Annotated in this window: 21 protein-coding genes; 20 read left to right on the top strand and 1 reads right to left on the bottom strand. The window is 41.1% G+C overall.

Annotated elements, in window-relative coordinates; translation table 11 throughout:
- Positions 1-101 precede the first annotated feature (101 nt).
- The 12 genes from rpsF to L0P31_RS08565 all read left to right on the top strand — a co-directional run bounded on the left by rpsF (position 102) and on the right by L0P31_RS08565 (position 7,428).
- Positions 102-392, top strand: coding sequence for a 30S ribosomal protein S6 (rpsF, locus tag L0P31_RS08510; protein ID WP_001151780.1), 291 nt, complete (start codon positions 102-104; stop codon positions 390-392).
- A gap of 11 nt (positions 393-403) precedes the next feature.
- Entirely contained in the window at positions 404-874 is a 471-nt protein-coding gene (ssbA, locus tag L0P31_RS08515; protein WP_000609602.1) for a single-stranded DNA-binding protein SsbA, read from the top strand.
- A gap of 31 nt (positions 875-905) precedes the next feature.
- Complete coding sequence (gene rpsR / locus L0P31_RS08520) at positions 906-1,145, top strand: 30S ribosomal protein S18 (RefSeq protein ID WP_000068664.1); 240 nt, start codon at positions 906-908, stop codon at positions 1,143-1,145.
- Positions 1,146-1,343: 198 nt separating this feature from the next.
- Positions 1,344-1,847, top strand: a complete 504-nt coding sequence (locus tag L0P31_RS08525; RefSeq protein WP_004257108.1) for a GNAT family N-acetyltransferase — start codon at positions 1,344-1,346, stop codon at positions 1,845-1,847.
- Between the two features lie 79 nt (positions 1,848-1,926).
- A complete protein-coding gene (locus tag L0P31_RS08530) occupies positions 1,927-3,327 on the top strand; it encodes a bifunctional Cof-type HAD-IIB family hydrolase/peptidylprolyl isomerase (protein WP_153210627.1) in 1,401 nt (466 codons plus the stop codon).
- 1 nt (position 3,328) lies between these two features.
- The gene (locus tag L0P31_RS08535) at positions 3,329-3,691 is read left to right on the top strand and encodes a S1 RNA-binding domain-containing protein (protein WP_000689605.1); all 363 of its coding nucleotides are present in this window, start codon (positions 3,329-3,331) and stop codon (positions 3,689-3,691) included.
- 52 nt (positions 3,692-3,743) lie between these two features.
- A complete protein-coding gene (locus tag L0P31_RS08540) occupies positions 3,744-4,493 on the top strand; it encodes a tRNA1(Val) (adenine(37)-N6)-methyltransferase (RefSeq protein WP_033685376.1) in 750 nt (249 codons plus the stop codon).
- A complete protein-coding gene (locus L0P31_RS08545) occupies positions 4,483-4,779 on the top strand; it encodes a GIY-YIG nuclease family protein (RefSeq protein ID WP_238096520.1) in 297 nt (98 codons plus the stop codon). The genes L0P31_RS08540 and L0P31_RS08545 overlap by 11 nt, the downstream gene beginning before the upstream one ends.
- Positions 4,780-4,966: 187 nt before the next feature.
- Positions 4,967-5,902: a manganese-dependent inorganic pyrophosphatase gene (locus L0P31_RS08550; RefSeq protein ID WP_000036048.1), complete on the top strand. Its 936-nt coding sequence runs from the start codon at positions 4,967-4,969 to the stop codon at positions 5,900-5,902.
- Positions 5,903-5,988: 86 nt separating this feature from the next.
- Positions 5,989-6,501: a YiiX/YebB-like N1pC/P60 family cysteine hydrolase gene (locus L0P31_RS08555; RefSeq protein WP_238096521.1), complete on the top strand. Its 513-nt coding sequence runs from the start codon at positions 5,989-5,991 to the stop codon at positions 6,499-6,501.
- On the top strand, positions 6,485-7,135 hold the full coding sequence (locus tag L0P31_RS08560) for a DUF1803 domain-containing protein (protein ID WP_238096523.1): 651 nt from the start codon (positions 6,485-6,487) through the stop codon (positions 7,133-7,135). Before L0P31_RS08555 ends, L0P31_RS08560 begins: the two co-directional genes overlap by 17 nt.
- 101 nt (positions 7,136-7,236) lie before the next feature.
- Positions 7,237-7,428: a CsbD family protein gene (locus L0P31_RS08565; protein WP_000051184.1), complete on the top strand. Its 192-nt coding sequence runs from the start codon at positions 7,237-7,239 to the stop codon at positions 7,426-7,428.
- 48 nt (positions 7,429-7,476) lie between these two features.
- Here the strand turns inward: L0P31_RS08565 and L0P31_RS08570 are convergent, their stop codons facing one another.
- Positions 7,477-8,922, bottom strand: coding sequence for a UDP-N-acetylmuramoyl-L-alanyl-D-glutamate--L-lysine ligase (locus L0P31_RS08570; protein WP_238096525.1), 1,446 nt, complete (start codon positions 8,920-8,922; stop codon positions 7,477-7,479).
- Positions 8,923-9,027: 105 nt separating this feature from the next.
- Here L0P31_RS08570 and L0P31_RS08575 point away from each other — a divergent pair, with 105 nt between their 5' ends.
- From L0P31_RS08575 to murC, 8 genes are all read left to right on the top strand, one after another.
- Positions 9,028-10,650 (top strand): putative polysaccharide biosynthesis protein, encoded by a 1,623-nt coding sequence (locus L0P31_RS08575; RefSeq protein WP_238096527.1) that lies wholly within the window; start codon positions 9,028-9,030, stop codon positions 10,648-10,650.
- A 204-nt stretch (positions 10,651-10,854) separates the two neighbouring features.
- On the top strand, positions 10,855-12,813 hold the full coding sequence (locus L0P31_RS08580; protein ID WP_238096529.1) for a peptide ABC transporter substrate-binding protein: 1,959 nt from the start codon (positions 10,855-10,857) through the stop codon (positions 12,811-12,813).
- Between the two features lie 314 nt (positions 12,814-13,127).
- A complete protein-coding gene (locus L0P31_RS08585; protein WP_238096531.1) occupies positions 13,128-13,583 on the top strand; it encodes a hypothetical protein in 456 nt (151 codons plus the stop codon).
- Positions 13,584-13,747: 164 nt separating this feature from the next.
- Positions 13,748-14,842, top strand: a complete 1,095-nt coding sequence (locus tag L0P31_RS08590; protein ID WP_020902227.1) for a cystathionine gamma-synthase — start codon at positions 13,748-13,750, stop codon at positions 14,840-14,842.
- A gap of 7 nt (positions 14,843-14,849) precedes the next feature.
- Positions 14,850-16,016 (top strand): MalY/PatB family protein, encoded by a 1,167-nt coding sequence (locus L0P31_RS08595; RefSeq protein WP_049499023.1) that lies wholly within the window; start codon positions 14,850-14,852, stop codon positions 16,014-16,016.
- Positions 16,017-16,108: 92 nt separating this feature from the next.
- Complete coding sequence (locus tag L0P31_RS08600; RefSeq protein WP_238096533.1) at positions 16,109-19,207, top strand: pilus expression-regulating Snf2 family helicase; 3,099 nt, start codon at positions 16,109-16,111, stop codon at positions 19,205-19,207.
- Positions 19,208-19,254: 47 nt separating this feature from the next.
- A complete protein-coding gene (locus tag L0P31_RS08605; RefSeq protein ID WP_214617409.1) occupies positions 19,255-19,872 on the top strand; it encodes a divisome accessory protein ZapJ in 618 nt (205 codons plus the stop codon).
- A gap of 10 nt (positions 19,873-19,882) precedes the next feature.
- Complete coding sequence (gene murC / locus L0P31_RS08610) at positions 19,883-21,217, top strand: UDP-N-acetylmuramate--L-alanine ligase (RefSeq protein ID WP_214617407.1); 1,335 nt, start codon at positions 19,883-19,885, stop codon at positions 21,215-21,217.
- Positions 21,218-21,223: the final 6 nt, after the last annotated feature.

Consider the following 21,223-nt stretch of genomic DNA (forward strand, 5'->3'; position numbering starts at 1 on the left):
GCGTAAAAAAATGTTTTCTAGTATAATAGTTTATTGTGAGCGAACCTCACTTACCCCTTGCAAAGTCTTGGGGTCATTAGACCAAAAGGAGGAACATATCAATGGCTAAATACGAAATTCTTTATATCATTCGTCCAAACATTGAAGAAGAAGCTAAAAACGCTTTGGTAGCACGTTTTGACTCTATTTTGACTGACAACGGTGCAACTGTTGTTGAATCAAAATCTTGGGAAAAACGCCGTCTTGCATACGAAATCAAAGATTTCCGTGAAGGACTTTACCACATCGTTAACGTTGAAGCAAACGACGACGTAGCTCTTAAAGAGTTTGACCGTCTTTCAAAAATCAACGCTGACATTCTTCGTCACATGATCGTCAAAACTGACGCTTAAGAAGGTAAACTATGATTAACAATGTTGTACTTGTAGGGCGTATGACACGTGACGCTGAGTTGCGTTATACCCCATCAAATGTAGCAGTTGCGACTTTTACTCTTGCAGTAAACCGTACATTTAAGAGTCAAAATGGCGAACGTGAGGCTGATTTTATCAATGTCGTTATGTGGCGCCAACAGGCTGAAAACCTTGCTAATTGGGCTAAAAAAGGCTCACTTATCGGGGTGACAGGTCGTATCCAGACTCGTAGTTACGATAACCAGCAAGGACAACGTGTCTACGTGACAGAGGTCGTGGCTGAGAATTTCCAAATGTTGGAAAGCCGTAGTGTGCGTGAGGGTCATACAGGTGGAGCTTATTCTGCACCAAGTTCAAACTATTCAGCGCCTACAAATTCAGTACCAGACTTTTCACGTGATGAAAATCCATTTGGAGCAACAAATCCTTTGGATATTTCAGATGATGATTTACCATTCTAATGGACAACTAAAATTATAAAGGAGAAAAAACATGGCTCAACAACGTCGTGGCGGATTCAAACGCCGTAAAAAAGTTGATTACATCGCAGCAAACAAAATTGAATATGTTGATTACAAAGATACTGAGCTTCTTAGCCGTTTCGTTTCAGAACGTGGGAAAATCCTTCCTCGTCGTGTAACAGGAACTTCAGCTAAAAACCAACGTAAAGTAACAACAGCTATCAAACGCGCTCGCGTAATGGCTTTGATGCCTTTCGTAAACGAAGATTAAAGAAAAGACCCCGACGGGTCTTTTTTTCACGAGCCTTGAAATGAGAGAGCGAGTTTGGGTCCAGTGGACCTCTTTTTCATGAGCTTGAAAACAAGAAAGCGAATTAAGACCCGGTTGGGTCTTTTTTCACGAGATAGTTTTTTCTGACCTTGGCGTGCTATAATGGTAATAGAAAGAGTAAAGGTGGGTAAGTCAAAGATGAATTGTACGATTAGAAATATGATTAAGTCTGATATTGAATCCTTATCTCATGGATTTATGAATCAAGGTTGGCCTGGTAGAGAGGAAATTTTGGCTAGATATTTTCTGGAACAGGAAAGTGGGGAGAGAGAAGTTTTAGTTGCAGAGATTGATGGTGCTGTAGCGGGCTACATTACCATTTTGCCCTCTGCTAAACATGGTCCTTTTGCAGAAGTCTATCCAGAATTATCAGATTTTAATGTGTTTGAGCATTTTCGAAATCAAGGGATTGGGAATCAACTGCTAGAAAAAGCAGAAAAACGAGTCAAGTTTGTTTCGAGTAAGGTCACTCTTGGTGTAGGTTTGCACTTAGGCTATGGCCCTGCCCAGAGATTGTATATCAGACGGAGCTACATTCCAGATGGTACAGGTGTCTGGTATAGAAATAAACCGCTAGAAATGGGTGCAAGTTGTCAAAACGATGATGATTTAGTTTTATACTTATCCAAGGATTTACAATAAAACTGGAAATTTTTTGAAAATAGGGGATTTAGCTACTTTATGGTATAATGGAAAGAGTTAGATTGAAAGAGGTAGTGAGATGGATGCCAAATTAAGATACAAGGCAAAGAAGATCAAGATTGTCTTTTTTGATATTGATGATACATTGCGGAATTCAAAGACAGGTTTTATTCCAGCTTCAATCCCAACTGTTTTTAAGCAATTACGTGAGAAAGGAATTTTGACAGGTATTGCTTCTGGACGAGGGATTTTTGGTGTCGTTCCGGAGATTCGTGAGCTCAAACCTGACTTTTTTGTGACCTTGAATGGGGCTTATATTGAAGATAAAAAAGGCCAGGTCATTTATCAACATCAGATTGAGAAGTCAGATGTTGAGGAGTATATCTCTTGGGCCAAGCAAGAAGGAATTGAGTATGGTTTGGTTGGGAGTCATGATGCCAAGTTGTCGACTCGCACCAATATGATGAGTGAAGCTATCAATCCAATTTACCCTGATTTGGATGTGGATCCCGATTTCCACGAGAAAGAAAATATCTATCAGATGTGGACTTTTGAAGATAAAGGAGATGACTTGCACTTGCCTGAAAGTCTCTCTGATAAACTTCGCATGGTTCGTTGGCATCAACATTCGTCTGATATTGTGCCAATTTCAGGCTCCAAAGCGACGGGTGTGGAAAAGGTTGTGGAACACCTTGGCTTGAAACCAGAGAACGTCATGGTTTTTGGAGATGGCCTCAACGACTTGGAACTCTTTGATTATGCTGGAATCAGCGTTGCAATGGGAATTTCTCATGATAACATCAAAGAAAAAGCAGATTATATTACAAAAACATTAGAAGAAGATGGCATTTTTGATGCCTTAGAAGGATTTGGTATGGTAGAAAAAGAATTGCATTTTCCACAAGTAGACATTGAAACAGTAGAAGGTCCTATCGCGACTATTAAGACCAATCACGGAGACTTGCGTATTAAGCTCTTCCCTGAACATGCTCCTAAAACAGTGGCTAACTTTATAGCTCTTTCAAAAGATGGCTACTATGATGGTGTCATTTTCCATCGTATTATCAAGGACTTTATGATTCAAGGTGGAGACCCAACTGGAACTGGTATGGGTGGCGAGTCAATCTACGGCGAATCATTTGAGGATGAATTCTCAGAAGAACTTTACAATATTCGTGGTGCCCTTTCTATGGCCAATGCTGGTCCAAATACCAACGGCAGCCAGTTCTTTATCGTGCAAAATCAACACCTGCCTTATTCTAAAAAAGAAATTGCTCGTGGTGGTTGGCCAGAATCGATTGCAGAAATCTATGCTAACCAAGGTGGGACACCTCACCTAGACCGTCGACACACTGTTTTTGGTCAGTTAGCTGATGAAGCGTCTTACGCTGTCTTGGATGCCATTGCTGCTGTTGATACAGGAGCTATGGACAAGCCAGTTGAAGATGTCGTGATTGAAACAATTGAAATCGAGGACTAAGATGAAAATCGGTGATAAGCTAAAGGGCCGTATTACAGGGATTCAGCCCTACGGAGCCTTTGTTGAGCTAGAGACGGGTGATACGGGGCTGATTCACATTTCAGAGATTCGGACAGGCTTTATTGAAAATATCCAAGAAGCCTTGAAAGTCGATGAAGAGGTTCAAGTTCAAGTAGTGGATTTAGATGAATTTACAGGGAAAGCTAGTCTTTCTATCCGCACTTTGGAGGAAGAAAAGCACCAGTTTCCGAGACGGCGACGCTTTTCAAGCGACCGTTTTAACTACGGCTTTGCGCCTCTCAAACGAATGATGCCAATTTGGACCAAGGAAGCCCTTCAACATTTGAAGAATCAGAAGCACTAGTTAGAAATCTCTATCTTTTGTAATGTTAATATAAATCTGCTATAATAGGACCATGGAAGAAGAACAATTATTAAAATCAGGGGAGCGCATTAACCAGCTCTTTTCGACAGATATCAAAATCATTCAAAATAGAGAGGTTTTTAGCTATTCGGTGGATAGTGTTCTCTTGTCACGATTTCCACGTTTTCCTAAAAAGGGCTTGATAGTGGATTTTTGCGCTGGAAATGGAGCAGTTGGGCTATTTGCTAGCACTCGGACTCAGGCACAGATTTTGGCTGTTGAGATTCAGGAGCGTTTGGCAGATATGGCTGAGCGCTCTGTCCGTTTGAATGGTTTGGAAGAGCAGATGGAGGTCATCTGTGATGATTTGAAAAATATGCCTGCTTACATTCAGGGAAGTAAGGTGGATATGATTTTGTGTAATCCGCCCTATTTCAAGGTGGATCCTCATTCCAATCTGAACGAGAGTGAACATTATCTCTTGGCTCGCCATGAAATTACGACTAATTTGCAGGAAATCTGTCGTAGTGCTCAGAGTATTCTCAAATCTAATGGGCGTTTGGCTATGGTTCATCGTCCTGATCGACTTCTGGATATTTTGGATACGTTACAACGGCATAATCTAGCCCCTAAGCGCCTGCAGTTTGTTTATCCAAAAAGAGAAAAGGAAGCCAATATGCTTTTGATTGAGGCTATCAAGGATGGATCGACAAGTGGCTTTAAGGTCTTGCCACCTCTCATTGTGCACAATGATGATGGCTCTTATACGCCTGAACTTGAAGAGATTTATTATGGATCATAAGGCTTATATGTACGTGCTGGAGTGTCGTGATGGATCTTACTATACAGGCTATACGACTGATGTGAGAAGACGCCTCGCTGTCCACAATAGTGGGAAGGGAGCCAAATACACACGAGCACGCTTGCCAGTCAAACTTATCTATGCTCAAGGTTTTGCCAGTAAGGAAGAAGCCATGTCAGCTGAAGCCCTTTTCAAGCGTAAGAAGAGGCCACAGAAGGAAAGATTTTTATCTGAAAATCAAGATAGAAATTTACTCATACTCAATGAAAATCAAAGAGAAAACTAGGAAGCTAGCCGTAGGTTGCTCAAAGCACTGCTTTGAGGTTGCAGATAGAGCTGACGTGGTTTAAAGAGATTTTCGAAGAGTATCAGTTATTTTGAAGAATTGTGAGGAGCCCTTTGACTCCTCTTACTTTTGTCAAAAAGCGAAAAAAATGCTACAATAAAGAGAATAAACAAAATGAGGTATTATCATGTCTAAGATTCTAGTATTTGGTCACCAAAATCCAGACTCAGATGCCATCGGGTCATCTGTAGCCTTTGCCTACCTTGCAAAAGAAGCTTATGGTTTGGATACGGAAGCTGTTGCCCTTGGAACTCCAAATGAAGAAACAGCCTTTGTCTTGAACTATTTTGGTGTAGAAGCACCGCGTGTTATCACTTCTGCTAAAGCAGAGGGTGCAGAGCAAGTTATCCTGACTGACCACAATGAATTCCAACAATCTGTATCAGATATCGCTGAAGTAGAAGTTTACGGTGTTGTAGACCACCACCGTGTGGCTAACTTTGAAACTGCAAGCCCACTTTACATGCGTTTGGAGCCAGTTGGTTCAGCGTCTTCAATCGTTTACCGTATGTTCAAAGAACATGGTGTAGCCGTGCCTAAAGAGATTGCTGGTTTGATGCTTTCAGGTTTGATTTCAGATACTCTTCTTTTGAAATCACCAACAACACACCCAACAGATAAGGTTATTGCTCCAGAATTGGCTGAATTGGCTGGTGTCAACTTGGAAGAGTATGGTTTGGCTATGTTGAAAGCTGGTACAAACTTGGCTAGCAAATCTGCTGACGAATTGATTGACATCGATGCTAAAACTTTTGAATTGAACGGAAATAATGTCCGTGTTGCTCAAGTAAACACAGTTGACATCGCTGAAGTATTGGAACGCCAAGCAGAAATTGAAGCTGCAATGCAAGCTGCCAACACAGCAAACGGCTACTCTGACTTTGTCTTGATGATTACAGATATCGTCAACTCAAACTCAGAAATCCTAGCTCTTGGTGCTAACATGGGCAAGGTTGAAGCAGCCTTCAACTTCAAACTTGAAAACAATCATGCCTTCCTTGCTGGTGCTGTTTCACGTAAGAAACAAGTGGTACCTCAATTGACTGAAAGCTTTAATGCTTAAGATTTTGAGTGTTAATTCAAATTAGGAAAGGCTAGTTTGCCTTATATCGAAAGGAGTTTCGGCTCCTTTTTTTCTAGGAGTGAAGCATGTTAGAAACTGGTGATTTGATTTTTGTGAGAGATGAGTCGGACATGGGGCAAGCCATCCAAACTTCCACAGGCAACTATAGCCATGTTGCCATTTATTTGGATGGGATGATTTACCACGCTAGTGGACAGGCTGGTGTGGTTAGTCAAGAACCAGCAGACTTCTTTGAGTCCAATCACTTGTACGACCTCTATGTTTACCCAGAAATGGATATCCAGTCTGTGAAGGAAAAAGCTTGCAAACATCTAGGAGCACCCTACAATACTTCTTTCTATCCAGATGGAGAAGGTTTTTACTGTTCCCAGTACATGGCAGAAATTCTCCCCATTTTTGAAACTATTCCCATGAAATTTGGAGATGGGGAGCAGGAGATTAGTGATTTTTGGAGGGAGTATTACAGAGAACTAGGTCTGCCTGTTCCTTTGAACCAGCCGGGGACCAATCCCAGTCAGTTGGCAGCATCGCCTCTGTTAGAATGTAAAGAAAGGAATCTTCATGATTCAGATTTTTAATCCATCTCGTTTGACGAGACAGCCATTTTTTGGAGAATTGATCCGCTATCTGGACCAGCATGAGGATGTGATTTTACGGGAAATCAAGGCTCAATTTCCAGATGTTGCAGTTGATAAACTCATGGAAGAGTATATAAAGGCAGGTTTGATTCTACGAGAAAATAAGCGTTATTACCTTAATCTTCCTATGCTTGAATCACTCGATAGTCTCGAACTGGATCAAGAGATTTTTGTCAGCGAAGATAGTCCGGCCTATCAAGCCTTGTTAGAGCAGAGTTTTGAGACGGAATTGCGCAATCAGACCAATGCAGCTATTTTAGTTGAAAAGACCGATTTTGCGCGAACAAAAATGACCTTGTCCAATTATTTCTACAAGGTCAAACATCAGTATCCTTTGACAGAAAAACAGCAGGAACTTTATGCCATTTTGGGAGATGTCAATCCTGAGTATGCTCTCAAATATATGACGACTTTTTTGTTGAAGTTCCTCAAAAAAGACCAGCTTATACAGAAACGACGTGATATCTTTGTGGAAAGTTTGGTCGTCCTAGACTATATTGTCCAAAATGAAGAGGGGAAGTATGAGTTGGCTATCGATTTGGACAAGGAGAGATTAACTTTCTACTTAGCGTGAAATTTTGTTTTTGAGCACATTGTTTGACTTTCCTTAGGATTCAGTATAAACTATATGTAACCGGTAACACATATCGGAATAAAACCAAAGGAGACAATCATATGTCACTTGAAAACAAATTGGAACAAGCAACAGGCGCTATCAAAGAAGGATTTGGTAAAGTTACTGGGGATAGCAAGACTGAAGCAGAAGGCGCTGTAGAAAAGACAGTTGCTAAGGCAAAAGAAGTAGTTGAAGATGCTAAAGGTGCTGTAGAAGGTGCCGTTGAAGGTTTGAAAAACGCTTTTAAATAAAAATAGAAAAAATCAAGGGTTTCGTTTCCCTTGATTTTTTTACGATCCTTATAAATAATTTTCTGCTACGGCTGCATCTCCTGGATAGGCTTCTTTCTTTCCTTGGACGATTTGGTAGCAATCGGCTCCCTTACCGGCGATAATAACTGCATCTAATTCTTGACTTGTGATAGTCATCGCTGCCCTGATGGCTTCTTGGCGATCTGCAATTTTTTCAACAGGATGATTGATGTAGCTACTAATTTCATCTGCAATGGCCATTGGGTCTTCATAGTTAGGGTCATCAGCAGTCAGAAAGACTTGAATCTCAGGGTGTTGATTAAGGAGGAGGCCAAAGTCCTTACGACGGCTTTCTCCCTTGTTTCCTGTCGAACCCAGAACCAGAGCAATTTTTCCTGTTTGATGAGTTTCTACAACCTTGATTAGTTTTTTGAGGCTGTCACCATTGTGGGCGTAGTCGATGAAAACCTTGGCTCCATTTTTCTGAGTGAGGACTTCCATACGACCAGGAACTCGGGTTGCAGCGATACCTTTTTTGATGTCCTCAAGACTAGCTCCGAGACGGAGGCAAGCAAGTCCAGCAGCAACGGCATTTTCTTGATTGAAGTGGCCAATGAGTTGGATATCATAATCTCCAGCGAGTTTACCCGTAGCTGAAAAACTAAAGGCTTTGGAATTCTCGATTTGGTTGTTCGACTGACTACCGTAGAAATCATGGTCTTGATTTTCTACTTGTTCTTTTAAGACAGAAAAGTGGTCCATGTCACTGTTAATGATGACTGCTCGGCTATTTTCCATCAAGAGTCGCTTGTGGTAGAAGTAGTCTTCAAAGCTAGGGTGTTCAATAGGGCCAATATGGTCTGGGCTGATATTGAGGAAAACTCCTACATCAAAGGTTAGGCCATAGACACGTTTGACCAGATAGGCTTGACTAGATACCTCCATGATGAGGTGGGTGCGGTCATTTTGCACAGCTTGATTCATCATATCAAAGAGGTCAATGCTCTCAGGAGTTGTCAATGCAGACTTAAAGAAAGTCTTGCCGTCTAGAGTTGTATTCATGGTCGAGAGCATAGCAGGTCGGTGCCCTTGAGACAAAATGTTATAGGCGAAATAGGCAGCTGTTGTCTTACCCTTGGTTCCAGTAAAGGCCAGAAGTTTAAGTTTTTCCTGTGGATTGCCATAAAATTTCATAGCAATCAAACTCATGGCTTTCTTAATATCGCTGACGATAATGGCAGGAATACCAACTTCATAGTCTTCTTCAGCCACATACCAACCGAGTCCTTGAGAGATGGCTGAAAGCAGAAATTCCTTCTTAAAGGCAGCGCCCTTGACGAAAAAGAGGCTCTTCTCTTTGGCCTTGCGGCTATCATAGCAGATGGTGTCAAATACGACATGGCTGTAGTTGTAGTGATAATGTCCTTGGTCGATAATCTCACGGAAGAGACCATCTTTCTTTAAAATATCTAATACGGTTTCAATCTTAATCATACTTTCTATTGTAAACCGAAAGTCGTAAATTTACAAGTGACAAGGAAAAGTTTATAATGGAAGATGAGGAATTTTTCCTAGTGATTAAAATTAAACGAGGAATCTATGTCTAACGAAAACAATCACCAGCAGGCCCAGATGTTACGGGGGACTGCTTGGCTAACGGCTAGTAACTTTATCAGTCGTCTACTCGGTGCCATTTATATCATCCCTTGGTATATATGGATGGGGTCTTATGCGGCTACAGCAAATGGTCTCTTTACCATGGGCTACAATATCTATGCCTGGTTCTTGCTGATTTCAACAGCGGGTATTCCAGTTGCGGTTGCCAAGCAAGTGGCCAAGTACAATACCATGCGAGAAGAAGAGCATAGCTTTGCCTTGATTCGGAGCTTTTTAGGCTTTATGACAGGACTAGGTCTGGTCTTTGCTTTGGTCTTGTATGTCTTTGCTCCTTGGCTAGCAGACTTGTCGGGTGTAGGGAAAGACTTGATCCCAATCATGCAGAGTTTGGCTTGGGCGGTCTTGATTTTCCCATCTATGAGTGTTATCCGAGGCTTCTTCCAAGGGATGAATAACCTGAAACCTTATGCCATGAGCCAAATCGCTGAGCAGGTCATTCGCGTTATCTGGATGCTCTTAGCTACCTTTATGATTATGAAAATGGGCTCAGGAGATTATCTAGCAGCGGTTACCCAATCCACCTTTGCTGCCTTTGTCGGCATGGTAGCTAGTTTTGCAGTTTTGATCTATTTCCTTGCCAAAGAAGGATTACTTAAAAGAGTCCTTGAAACAGGAGATAAGATAAACAGCAAGCGTCTTTTGGTCGACACCATTAAGGAAGCCATTCCTTTTATCCTGACAGGGTCTGCTATCCAGCTTTTCCAGATTTTGGACCAGATGACCTTTATCAATAGTATGAGTTGGTTTACCAACTATAGTAATGAAGACTTGGTTGTCATGTTTTCTTATTTCTCTGCCAATCCTAATAAAATCACTATGATTTTGATTTCTGTTGGGGTTTCGATTGGGAGTGTAGGGTTGCCACTTTTGACTGAAAACTATGTCAAGGGGGACTTGAAGGCAGCTTCTCGTTTAGTTCAGGACAGCATCACCATGCTTTTCTTATTTTTGCTACCAGCAACGGTTGGAGTGGTTATGGTAGGAGAACCTCTCTATACTGTCTTCTATGGCAAGCCAGATAGTTTGGCTATGGGCTTGTTTGTCTTTGCAGTTTTGCAGTCTACTATTTTAGGCTTGTACATGGTTTTGTCTCCAATGCTTCAAGCCATGTTCCGCAACCGCAAGGCCGTTCTCTATTTTATCTATGGTTCCATTGCCAAGCTGGTTTTACAACTGCCAACCATTGCTCTCTTTCACAGTTATGGACCTTTGATTTCCACAACCATCGGCCTCATTATTCCTAATGTTTTGATGTATCGGGACATTTGCAAGGTAACTGGTGTTAAGCGCAAGGTGATTTTGAAACGAACCATTTTAATCAGTTTGTTAACTCTTTTCATGTTTCTAGTAGTTGGGACATTGCAGTGGATTTTAGGATTTGTCTTCCAACCAAGTGGACGTTTGTGGAGTTTCCTATATGTAGCACTGGTCGGTGCCATGGGTGGAGGTGTTTATGGAGTTATGAGTCTCCGTACCCGTTTGTTGGATAAGGTGATTGGAAAAGCTCAAGCAGACCGCTTACGAATCAAATTAAAGTTAACTTAAAAAATATTTATAAATAAAAGGGATAATTTGAACATTTCTATCATGAAATGCTTAGATTATTCTCTTTTTTATTAATTTGTATTATATTTTTTATAATTTGTAGATAGTAATTTAATTTTTCTTAAATTTTACTTAAAAAACTATTGACTAAATAAAACCTGTAATGTATAATAAGACAAATATTTAAATCAGGAGGTTCTGGAGATGAAAAAGTCTAAGGCCAAGTATGCAACACTTGCAGGTGTCGTGTTAAGTGCAGGTATTTTGTTAAGTGCGTGTGGAAATTCTAGCACAGGGTCAAAAACATATAACTATGTTTATACTAGTGATCCGTCTAGTTTAAACTATCTAGCAGAAAACCGTGCAACAACAAATGATATTGTGACCAATCTGGTAGATGGTCTCATGGAAAATGACCAGTATGGAAATTATGTTCCATCTTTGGCAGAGGATTGGAGTGTTTCTAAGGACGGTTTGACCTATACCTACAAACTGCGTAAAGATGCTAAATGGTATACTGCAGATGGAGAAGAATATGCTCCTGTAACTGCCCAAGATTTTGTCACTGGTTTGAAATATGCGGCTGATAAAAAATCAGAAGCCTTGTACTTAGTGCAAGAATCCGTTGCTGGATTAGATGACTATATCACTGGTAAAACAAGCGACTTTTCAACTGTCGGAGTTAAGGCTCTTGATGACCAAACTGTTCAATATACCTTGACACGACCAGAATCTTATTGGAACTCAAAAACAACTTCAACCATTCTCTTCCCAGTCAATGCAGATTTCTTAAAATCAAAAGGGGATGATTTTGGGAAGGTAGACCCATCTAGCATTTTGTATAATGGACCTTTCTTGATGAAATCCTTTGTTTCAAAATCTGTCATCGAATTCAAGAAAAATCCTAACTACTGGGATGCTAAAAATGTCTTTGTAGATGATGTGAAATTGGCCTATTATGATGGTAGTGACCAAGATGCACTAGCTCGTAACTTTGTCGAGGGAGCTTATAGCTACGCTCGTCTCTATCCAAATAGTTCAAGCTTTGAAGGGATTAAAGAAAAGAATAAGGATAATATCATCTATAGCTTGCAAGATGCCACTTCTTATTTCTTAAACTTTAACCTGGATAGAAAATCTTATAAATTCACTTCTAAGACAAGTGATGCTGAAAAGAAATCGACTCAGGAAGCGGTTCTTAATAAAAACTTCCGTCAAGCCATTAACTTTGCCTATGACCGTACAGCTTACGGGGCTCAATCCCAAGGAGAGGATGGTGCAACTAAGATTTTGCGTAACCTAGTCGTTCCTCCAAACTTCGTAAGTATCAACGGAAAAGACTTTGGTGAAGTAGTGGCCTCTAAGATGGTGAATTACGGTAAGGAATGGCAAGGAATTAACTTTGCAGATGCCCAAGATCCATACTACAATCCTGACAAAGCCAAGGCTAAATTTGCTGAAGCTAAGAAAGAACTCCAAGTCAAAGGAGTCCAATTCCCTATCCACTTGGACATGACAGTTGACCAAGCTGCTAAAAAGGGTGTCCAAGAGGCAAATTCTATGAAGCAATCTATTGAAGCAGCCTTAGGTGCAGAAAATGTTGTAATTGATATTCAACAACTTTCTACTGAAGACTTTGATAATACAAGCTATTTGGCTCAGACTGCAGCTCAGAAGGATTACGATCTATACAACGGTGGCTGGAGCGCAGACTATCAAGATCCATCAAGCTACCTTGATATTTTTAATATTAATTCCGGTGGAGTGTTGCAAAATCTAGGTTTAGAGCCGGGTGAAGCCAATGACAAGGCCAAGGTTGTTGGACTAGACGTCTACACTCAAATGTTGGAAGAAGCTAATAAGGAGCAAGATCCGGCTAAACGTTATGAAAAATATGCGGATGCCCAAGCTTGGTTGGTAGATAGCTCTCTAGCAATTCCAAATGTTTCACTAGGCGGAACACCAACATTGAGAAAAACAGTTCCTTTCTCTTCACCGTATTCATTAGCTGGTAATAAAGGGGTCGAATCATATAAATACCTCAAAGTACAAGATAAGACAGTTACGAAAGACGAATATGAAAAAGCCAAAGAAAAATGGTTGAAAGAAAAAGAAGAATCTAATAAAAAAGCCCAAGAAGAATTGGCAAAACATGTCAAATAAGGATTTTTCAAGAAAACGATGGTTTCGAAAGAAGCTGTCGTTTTTTTATAGAATGATGGCAAATTTGGAAGAAAAGTGCTTACATTTTTTAAATTGTTTATCAGATTTATGATATAATGAATATAATAAAAGTTGTGAGAAGCTATTTTTAAATCCTCTTCCAGTGTTAACTGAAGTATGCACATGCTAGGATGATTTTATAGGAGGGATGCTGTCTACTAAAAAAGTAAGATAAAATGCAACTAATGATAAGTTCTTCTTTTATGTGAAGAGTTCTTATCTGCCTATTTACTAATCGTTATGGAGGTAACATCATGGGCGCCATTATGGAGTTTGCAACAGAAAAACAGATTGCATCATTTCTGTCAACTTGTCATATTGAAGGGCAAAAGAATTTTCTGATGGCCTTCAAGAAAAAGACATGGCTGAAATCTTTTATTGATTTCTTTATTGTAGGAGGAAGTTACTATGTTCAGTCGAGTGTGAAGCCTAAGATTCTGGCATTCACACCTAAGGGGATCTATTTGATGGACATCAGTGATATAACTGAGAATCGTTTTAATCAAGTCCTTGAGATGCCTTGGAATCAAGTTAAAGATTTTACTTATAAGCCAGTCTTGAATGCAGTTAGGCTGAATTGGAACTATCAAAATGAAGCCTATATTTTTTCCGTGGATGTCGGTCAGATTGGTCAGCATGTGGGCCAATATCAATTTAACAAAGAGCATTATGACTATTTAGCCCAACAGGATTTCTTTCAGTCTAAGTAAGCACTCGCAAGGATTTTCACAAAAGAATCTGGAATATTTTCTGGATTCTTTTTAGCTTTACTCCATAAGTATATAGTTTGAAACTATAGCTAGCTCTTGAAAAGAAGAAAATGAGTTGATGAAAATAAGTGGTACAATAGTTACTATAGATTTGGAGGTATTGTATGAGCAAGGAATTACACATCAACACAATTTTGGCCCAGGCGGGTATCAAGTCAGACGAAGCGACAGGAGCTTTGGTGACACCGCTACATTTTTCAACGACCTATCAGCATCCAGAGTTTGGTAAATCTACTGGTTTTGACTATACACGCACTAAAAACCCAACTCGCAGTAAGGCTGAAGAAGTCTTGGCAGCCATTGAATCAGCAGACTATGCCCTAGCGACTAGCTCAGGGATGTCAGCTATTGTATTGGCCTTTAGCGTTTTCCCAGTAGGAAGTAAGGTTTTAGCAGTGCGTGACCTTTACGGAGGTTCTTTCCGCTGGTTCAACCAAGTGGAGCAGGAAGGTCGTTTCCATTTTACCTATGCCAATACAGAAGAAGAGTTGATTGCCGAGTTAGAAAAAGACGTGGATGTTCTCTATATCGAAACACCAACCAATCCCTTGATGTTGGAATTTGATATAGAAAAACTAGCAAAATTAGCTCATGCTAAGGGTGCCAAAGTGGTGGTGGACAATACCTTCTACAGCCCTATCTACCAACGTCCGATTGAAGATGGAGCAGATATCGTTCTGCATTCAGCGACTAAGTATCTGGCAGGGCACAATGATGTCTTGGCTGGAGTGGTTGTGACCAATAGTTTAGAACTATACGAGAAACTCTTTTATAATCTCAATACGACAGGGGCAGTCTTGTCTCCGTTTGATAGTTATCAATTGATTCGTGGTCTCAAGACCTTGTCTCTTCGTATGGAGCGCTCAACAGCCAATGCCCAAGAAGTGGTTGCCTTTTTGAAGGATTCTCCAGCAGTTAAGGAAGTTCTCTACACTGGGCGTGGAGGCATGATTTCCTTCAAGGTAGCGGATGAAACACGCATTCCTCATATCTTGAATAGTCTCAAGGTCTTCTCTTTTGCGGAAAGTTTGGGTGGAGTGGAAAGTCTTATCACCTATCCAACAACTCAAACTCACGCTGATATTCCAGCAGAAGTTCGCCATTCTTATGGTTTGACAGATGACCTTTTGCGCTTGTCAATTGGGATTGAAGATGCTAGAGATTTGATTGCAGATTTGCGCCAAGCATTAGAAGGATAAGACAAAGATGGGAAAATATGATTTTACAAGCCTGCCTAATCGTTTAGGGCATCATACCTATAAATGGAAAGAAGCAGAAACGGATAGCGAGGTCCTACCAGCTTGGATAGCAGACATGGACTTTGTAGTCTTGCCTGAAATCCGCCAAGCAGTGCAAACTTACGCAGATCAACTGGTTTATGGCTATACTTATGCCAGTGAAGAGTTAATTCACGAAGTTCAAAAGTGGGAAGCAACACAACACGGTTACCACTTTGACAAAGAGGCTCTTGTCTTTATCGAGGGTGTGGTACCAGCTATCTCGACAGCCATTCAAGCCTTTACAAAAGAAGGCGAGGCAGTTCTGATTAACACACCAGTTTACCCACCTTTTGCTCGCAGTGTCAAGTTAAATAATCGCAGATTGATTACCAATTCTTTGGTGGAAAAAGATGGTCTGTTTGAGATTGACTTTGACCAACTGGAGAAGGATTTGGTAGAAGAGGATGTCAAACTCTATATCCTTTGCAACCCACACAATCCTGGTGGACGTGTTTGGGAAAAGGAAGTGTTGGAAAAGATTGGCCAACTCTGTCAAAAACATGGTGTTTTGTTGGTTTCAGATGAGATTCACCAAGATTTGGCCCTCTTTGGTCACAAGCATCATTCCTTCAATACCATCAACCCTGACTTTAAAGAATTTGCTATCGTCTTGAGCAGTGCCACTAAAACCTTTAACATCGCTGGGACAAAAAATTCCTATGCAGTCATTGAAAATCCTAAGTTGAGAGCGGCTTACCAGAAACGTCAGTTGGCTAATAATCAGCATGAAATCTCAGGTTTGGGTTATTTGGCGACAGAAGCTGCCTATCGCTATGGGAAGGATTGGCTAGAGGAACTCAAGCAAGTCTTTGAAGACCATATCAATTATGTGGTGGATCTATTTGGTAAAGAGACTAAAATCAAGGTCATGAAACCGCAGGGAACCTACTTGATTTGGCTTGATTTTTCAGCTTATGACCTGACTGATGAAAGATTGCAAGAGCTTTTGAGGAATGAAGCCAAGGTTATCCTCAACCGTGGTTTGGATTTTGGGGAGGAAGGAAGTCTCCATGCCCGCCTCAATGTAGCCATGCCTAAATCTCTGTTGCAAGAAGTTTGTCAGCGAATTGTGACGACTTTTGCTAAACTTTAAAAATCCAGCCTTCTAGGAGAAAAGTATCCTTAGAAGGCTATTTTCATAGGCGAAAATATGGTATAATAAAAAGATAAGGTAAAGGTAAAAATATGGCTAAATTGATTCCGGGGAAGGTCCGTATCGAAGGCGTTGCCCTTTATGAAACTGGTAAGGTTGACATTATCAAGGAAAAGAACAATCGGCTCTACGCTCGCGTTTCAGAAGAAGAACTGCGCTATAGTTTAGAGGATGATTTGGTTTTTTGTGCTTGCGATTTTTTCCAAAGGAGGGGCTACTGTGTGCATTTGGCAGCGCTGGAGCATTTTTTGAAAAATGATGAGCGCGGTCAGGAAATCTTGCAGAGTCTGGAAGAAGGTCATGAAGAAAAAGAGGCCGTTGAAACCAAGGTGACCTTGGGTGGCAAGTTTTTGGATCGAATCTTGTCTCCAAAATCAGACCGAGCCTATGAATTATCAGCTGTGGGTCAGGTGGAAGCAGGAACTAATCATATCTTGTGGACGCTTAGAATCGGGCAAATCAATAGCCAAAAATACTATGTCATTCGGGATATTCCACTATTTTTAAGAGTTGTTGAGAAGAGAAAGTCTTATATGATTGGCAAGATTTATGAGGAGTCTCTGTCTTGGGAAGCCTTTGATGAGGCCAGCCAAGAACTTCTGACTTTCTTGCGCGGACTAGTAGAGGAAGGACTTAGTCCAGAGCTTTTTTTCCAAAACCAAGGTCGGCACCTCTTTTTTCCTCTGACCTTTTTTGAGCAGGGTGTGAATTTGCTGATGACCTTGCCGCATTTTCAATTTGACCATCAAGTGGATAGCTACCAGACTCTGCTTTTTCAGGATTTGCATGCGGATGCCAATATATTTGCCTTTACAGTAACAGAATACTCGGATTATTTTGAAATGGAAATCAGTGAGAGTCCAAGGGTCAATGTCTTTTATCAGGGAGACGTACTCTTCCATAAAGGACAGTTTTATTTTCTAAGAGACCAGCAGATGCGTTTTCTCAAGGAAATCAAAGCGTTGCCATTGGATCAACATGGGAAGAAATTCCTGCAATTTGATAGCAGTGATAGAGATAAATTGGCTTCCTGTCTGACTCTCTTTAGCCAGATGGGGAACGTCTCAGCTCCAGAACGTCTACAAATCAAAACTTTTTCTCCCTCTTTTTACTTTGACAGGGAAGAGGATAATCGGATTCGTCTGGAAATCCGGTTTGATTATGGGGATAAGCAGATATCTAGCCGACAAGAGTTAGAAGAATTACCATTTTCGAGTGATGCTGACTTAGAAGAAAGAATTTTCCAAGTCTGTTTGGCAGCTGGATTTGAAGCGGACTTTCAATCTTGGCGTCAGGCCTTAAAAGCAGAGTCTGTCTATCATTTCTTCCATGATATCATCCCAGTCTTTGAAAAACTCGGGCATGTTAACCTATCAGACAAGTTAGAAGAACTATATAGTCTAGCGAGTCCTCAAGTGCAGATTGCTTCCAAGGGAGGTCTCTTGGAAATCCAGTTTGATTTTCAAGATATTGCCCAAGAGGAAATTGACCAAGCCATGCAGGCCTTGGTTGCCAATCAAGATTTTTACATTGATTCGTCTAATCAAGTCTACTTTTTCGATGAAGAAACCAAGAAGATTCGCCAAAACTTACAGGAACTGGGGCAATTTGAACTAAAAGATGGCTCCTTGCAAGCTCGAAAATCCTTAGCCTACAGTTTAGCTCATCTCTTTGAAGGGCGAGATCGTGTTTCTTTTTCACAAGAATTCAAAAATCTGGCCCACGATTTGACGCATCCAGAGGACTTTCCTCGACAAGCAACTCAGGTTCAGGCTGACTTGCGAGATTATCAGGAAAAGGGAATCGGCTGGTTGCAAATGCTCCATCATTATGGTTTTGGTGGGATTTTAGCTGATGATATGGGACTTGGGAAAACCCTTCAGACCATTGCTTTTCTGACCAGCCAAGTGTCAAAAGAAAATCGTGTCTTGATTTTAGCTCCGTCAGGTTTGATCTACAACTGGGCAGATGAATTTCAAAAATTTGCCCCACAGTTGGATGTGGCTGTTGTTCATGGTTTGAAAACTAGTCGTGAAGAGATTCTTGCTGAGAGCCATCAAATCTATGTGACGAGTTATGCTACTTTCCGTCAGGACAGTGATCTTTATCAGGGGATGGCCTTTGACTTCCTTTTCTTAGATGAGGCTCAGGTCATGAAAAATGCTCAGACTAAGATCGCCCAGACCTTGAGACAATTTGTGGTACCGTCAGTTTTTGCCTTGTCAGGAACTCCTATTGAAAACCATCTAGGTGAGTTGTGGTCTATTTTTCAAATCGTCATGCCAGGACTTTTGCCAAGCAAGAAAGAATTTATGAAATTGCCAGCTGAGCGCGTAGCTCAGTTTATCAAGCCTTTCGTGATGCGACGCAAGAAAGAAGAAGTTCTGACCGAATTGCCAGACTTGATTGAAGTGGTTTATAAAAATGAACTGGAAGACCAGCAAAAGGTTATTTACCTAGCCCAGTTGCAACAGATGCGAGACCGTCTGTCTCAAGTGTCAGATCAGGAATTTCAGCGAAGTCGTGTGGAAATCTTATCTGGTCTGATGCGTTTGCGCCAAATCTGTGACACTCCTGCCCTCTTTATGGAGGATTATCAGGGAGCCAGTGGTAAACTGGATAGTCTTCGAGACCTGCTGGTCCAGGTGGCAGACGGCGGACACCGTGTCTTGATTTTCTCGCAGTTCAAGGGAATGTTGGAGAAAATAGAACAAGAACTGCCAGACTTGGGCATGACATCCTTTAAAATTACGGGTTCAACCCCAGCCAAGGAAAGACAAGACATGACCAAAGCCTTTAACCAAGGGGAAAGAGATGCCTTTCTGATTTCCCTCAAGGCTGGTGGTGTCGGTCTGAATCTGACAGGTGCTGATACGGTTATTTTGGTTGACCTTTGGTGGAATCCTGCGGTGGAAGCGCAAGCCATTGGCCGTGCCCATCGGATGGGGCAGGAAGAAACGGTTGAGGTTTATCGCTTAGTGACCAGGGGAACCATTGAAGAAAAAATTCAGGAACTCCAAGAACAAAAGAAACATCTGGTGTCACAAGTATTGGATGGAACAGAGTCACGTGGCAGTCTCAGCCTAGCAGAAATTAGAGAAATTTTGGGAATTTCTGAAGCCAGCACTTGAAAAATCAAGACAATACGCTATAATGAAGTGTTGAAAGGAAATAGAAAATGAGAGAAGAACGATTTCCATTGGTGTCAGATGATGAGGTCATGCTGACTGAGATGCCGGTTATGGACCTCTACGATGAATCTGACTTTATCAGTAATATCAAGGGAGAATACTGTGATAAGAATTATCTGGAATGGGCCCCTATTACTGAAGAAAAACCAGTCAAACCGCTTGAAAAGCCAGTAGATAAACCTAAGAAGGTTGGCTTAGGAGTAAAAAAAGAAGGAAAGAGCTATGCGGAGGTTGCACGTGAAGAAGCGCGTGCGGACTTGAAAAAGAAACGCTCAGCAAGTTATCTGACTAAGGATATTACTCCTACAAGACGCCATTCTCAGCCAAGTCTGGTTAGACAGGGCAATCAACCTACCGCGCCTTTCCAAAAGGAAAATCCTGGCGAATTTGTCAAATACAGTCAAAAACTGACCCAGTCTCATTACATCTTGGCGGAAGAAGTGAGCCATATTTCTACTCAAACTGAGCAAGCAGAAACTGCAGGCCCAAAGAAAAACAACTATGATTTTCTGAAAAAGAGCCAAATCTACAATAAAAAGAATCAACAAAAAGAACAAGAACGTCAGGTTGCCCAAGAGTTGAATCTGACAAGAATTACGGAATAGGGGAGAAAACATGTCAAAGACATATCATTTTATCGGAATTAAGGGATCAGGTATGAGTGCCTTGGCCTTGATGTTGCACCAAATGGGGCATAAGGTACAGGGATCAGATGTTGAAAAGTACTACTTTACTCAACGTGGTCTTGAGCAGGCAGGAATTACCATTCTTCCTTTTGATGAAAAGAATCTAGATGGAGATATGGAAATTATCGCTGGAAATGCCTTTCGTCCAGATAACAATGTCGAAATTGCCTATGCGGATCAAAATGGCATCAGCTACAAACGTTACCATGAATTCCTAGGTAGCTTTATGCGCGATTTTGTCAGCATGGGAGTTGCTGGAGCGCATGGAAAAACTTCAACGACAGGTATGTTATCTCATGTCTTGTCTCATATCACAGATACTAGCTTCTTGATTGGAGATGGGACAGGTCGTGGTTCAGCCAATGCCAAATATTTTGTCTTTGAATCTGACGAATATGAGCGTCACTTCATGCCTTACCACCCAGAATACTCTATCATCACCAACATTGACTTTGACCATCCAGACTATTTCACAAGTCTAGAAGATGTTTTCAATGCCTTTAACGACTATGCTAAACAAATTACCAAAGGTTTGTTTATCTACGGTGAAGATGCTGAGTTACGTAAAATTACGTCTGATGCACCAATCTATTATTATGGCTTTGAAGCTGAAGGCAATGACTTTGTAGTTAGCGATCTTCTTCGTTCTACAACTGGTTCAACCTTCACCGTTCACTTCCGTGGGCAAGAGTTGGGACAATTCCACATCCCAACCTTTGGTCGTCACAATATCATGAATGCGACAGCAGTCATCGGATTGCTGTACACAGCAGGCTTTGATTTGAACTTGGTGCGTGAACACTTGAAAACATTTGCCGGTGTTAAGCGTCGTTTCACTGAGAAAATTGTCAATGACACGGTGATTATCGATGACTTTGCTCACCATCCAACAGAAATCATTGCGACCTTGGATGCGGCTCGTCAAAAATACCCAAGCAAGGAAATCGTAGCAATCTTCCAACCGCATACCTTTACTAGAACTATTGCCCTGTTGGACGACTTTGCCCACGCTTTGAACCAGGCGGATGCAGTTTACCTAGCGCAAATTTATGGATCTGCTCGTGAAGTAGACCATGGTGATGTTAAGGTAGAAGACCTAGCCAATAAAATCAATAAGAAACACCAAGTGATCACTGTTGAAAATGTTTCTCCACTCCTAGACCATGACAATGCTGTTTACGTCTTTATGGGAGCAGGAGATATCCAAACCTATGAATACTCATTTGAGCGACTCTTGTCTAACTTGACAAGCAATGTTCAATAGGATTTT

It is taken from the genome of Streptococcus mitis, from assembly GCF_022137125.1.
Lineage (GTDB): Bacteria > Bacillota > Bacilli > Lactobacillales > Streptococcaceae > Streptococcus > Streptococcus mitis_CE.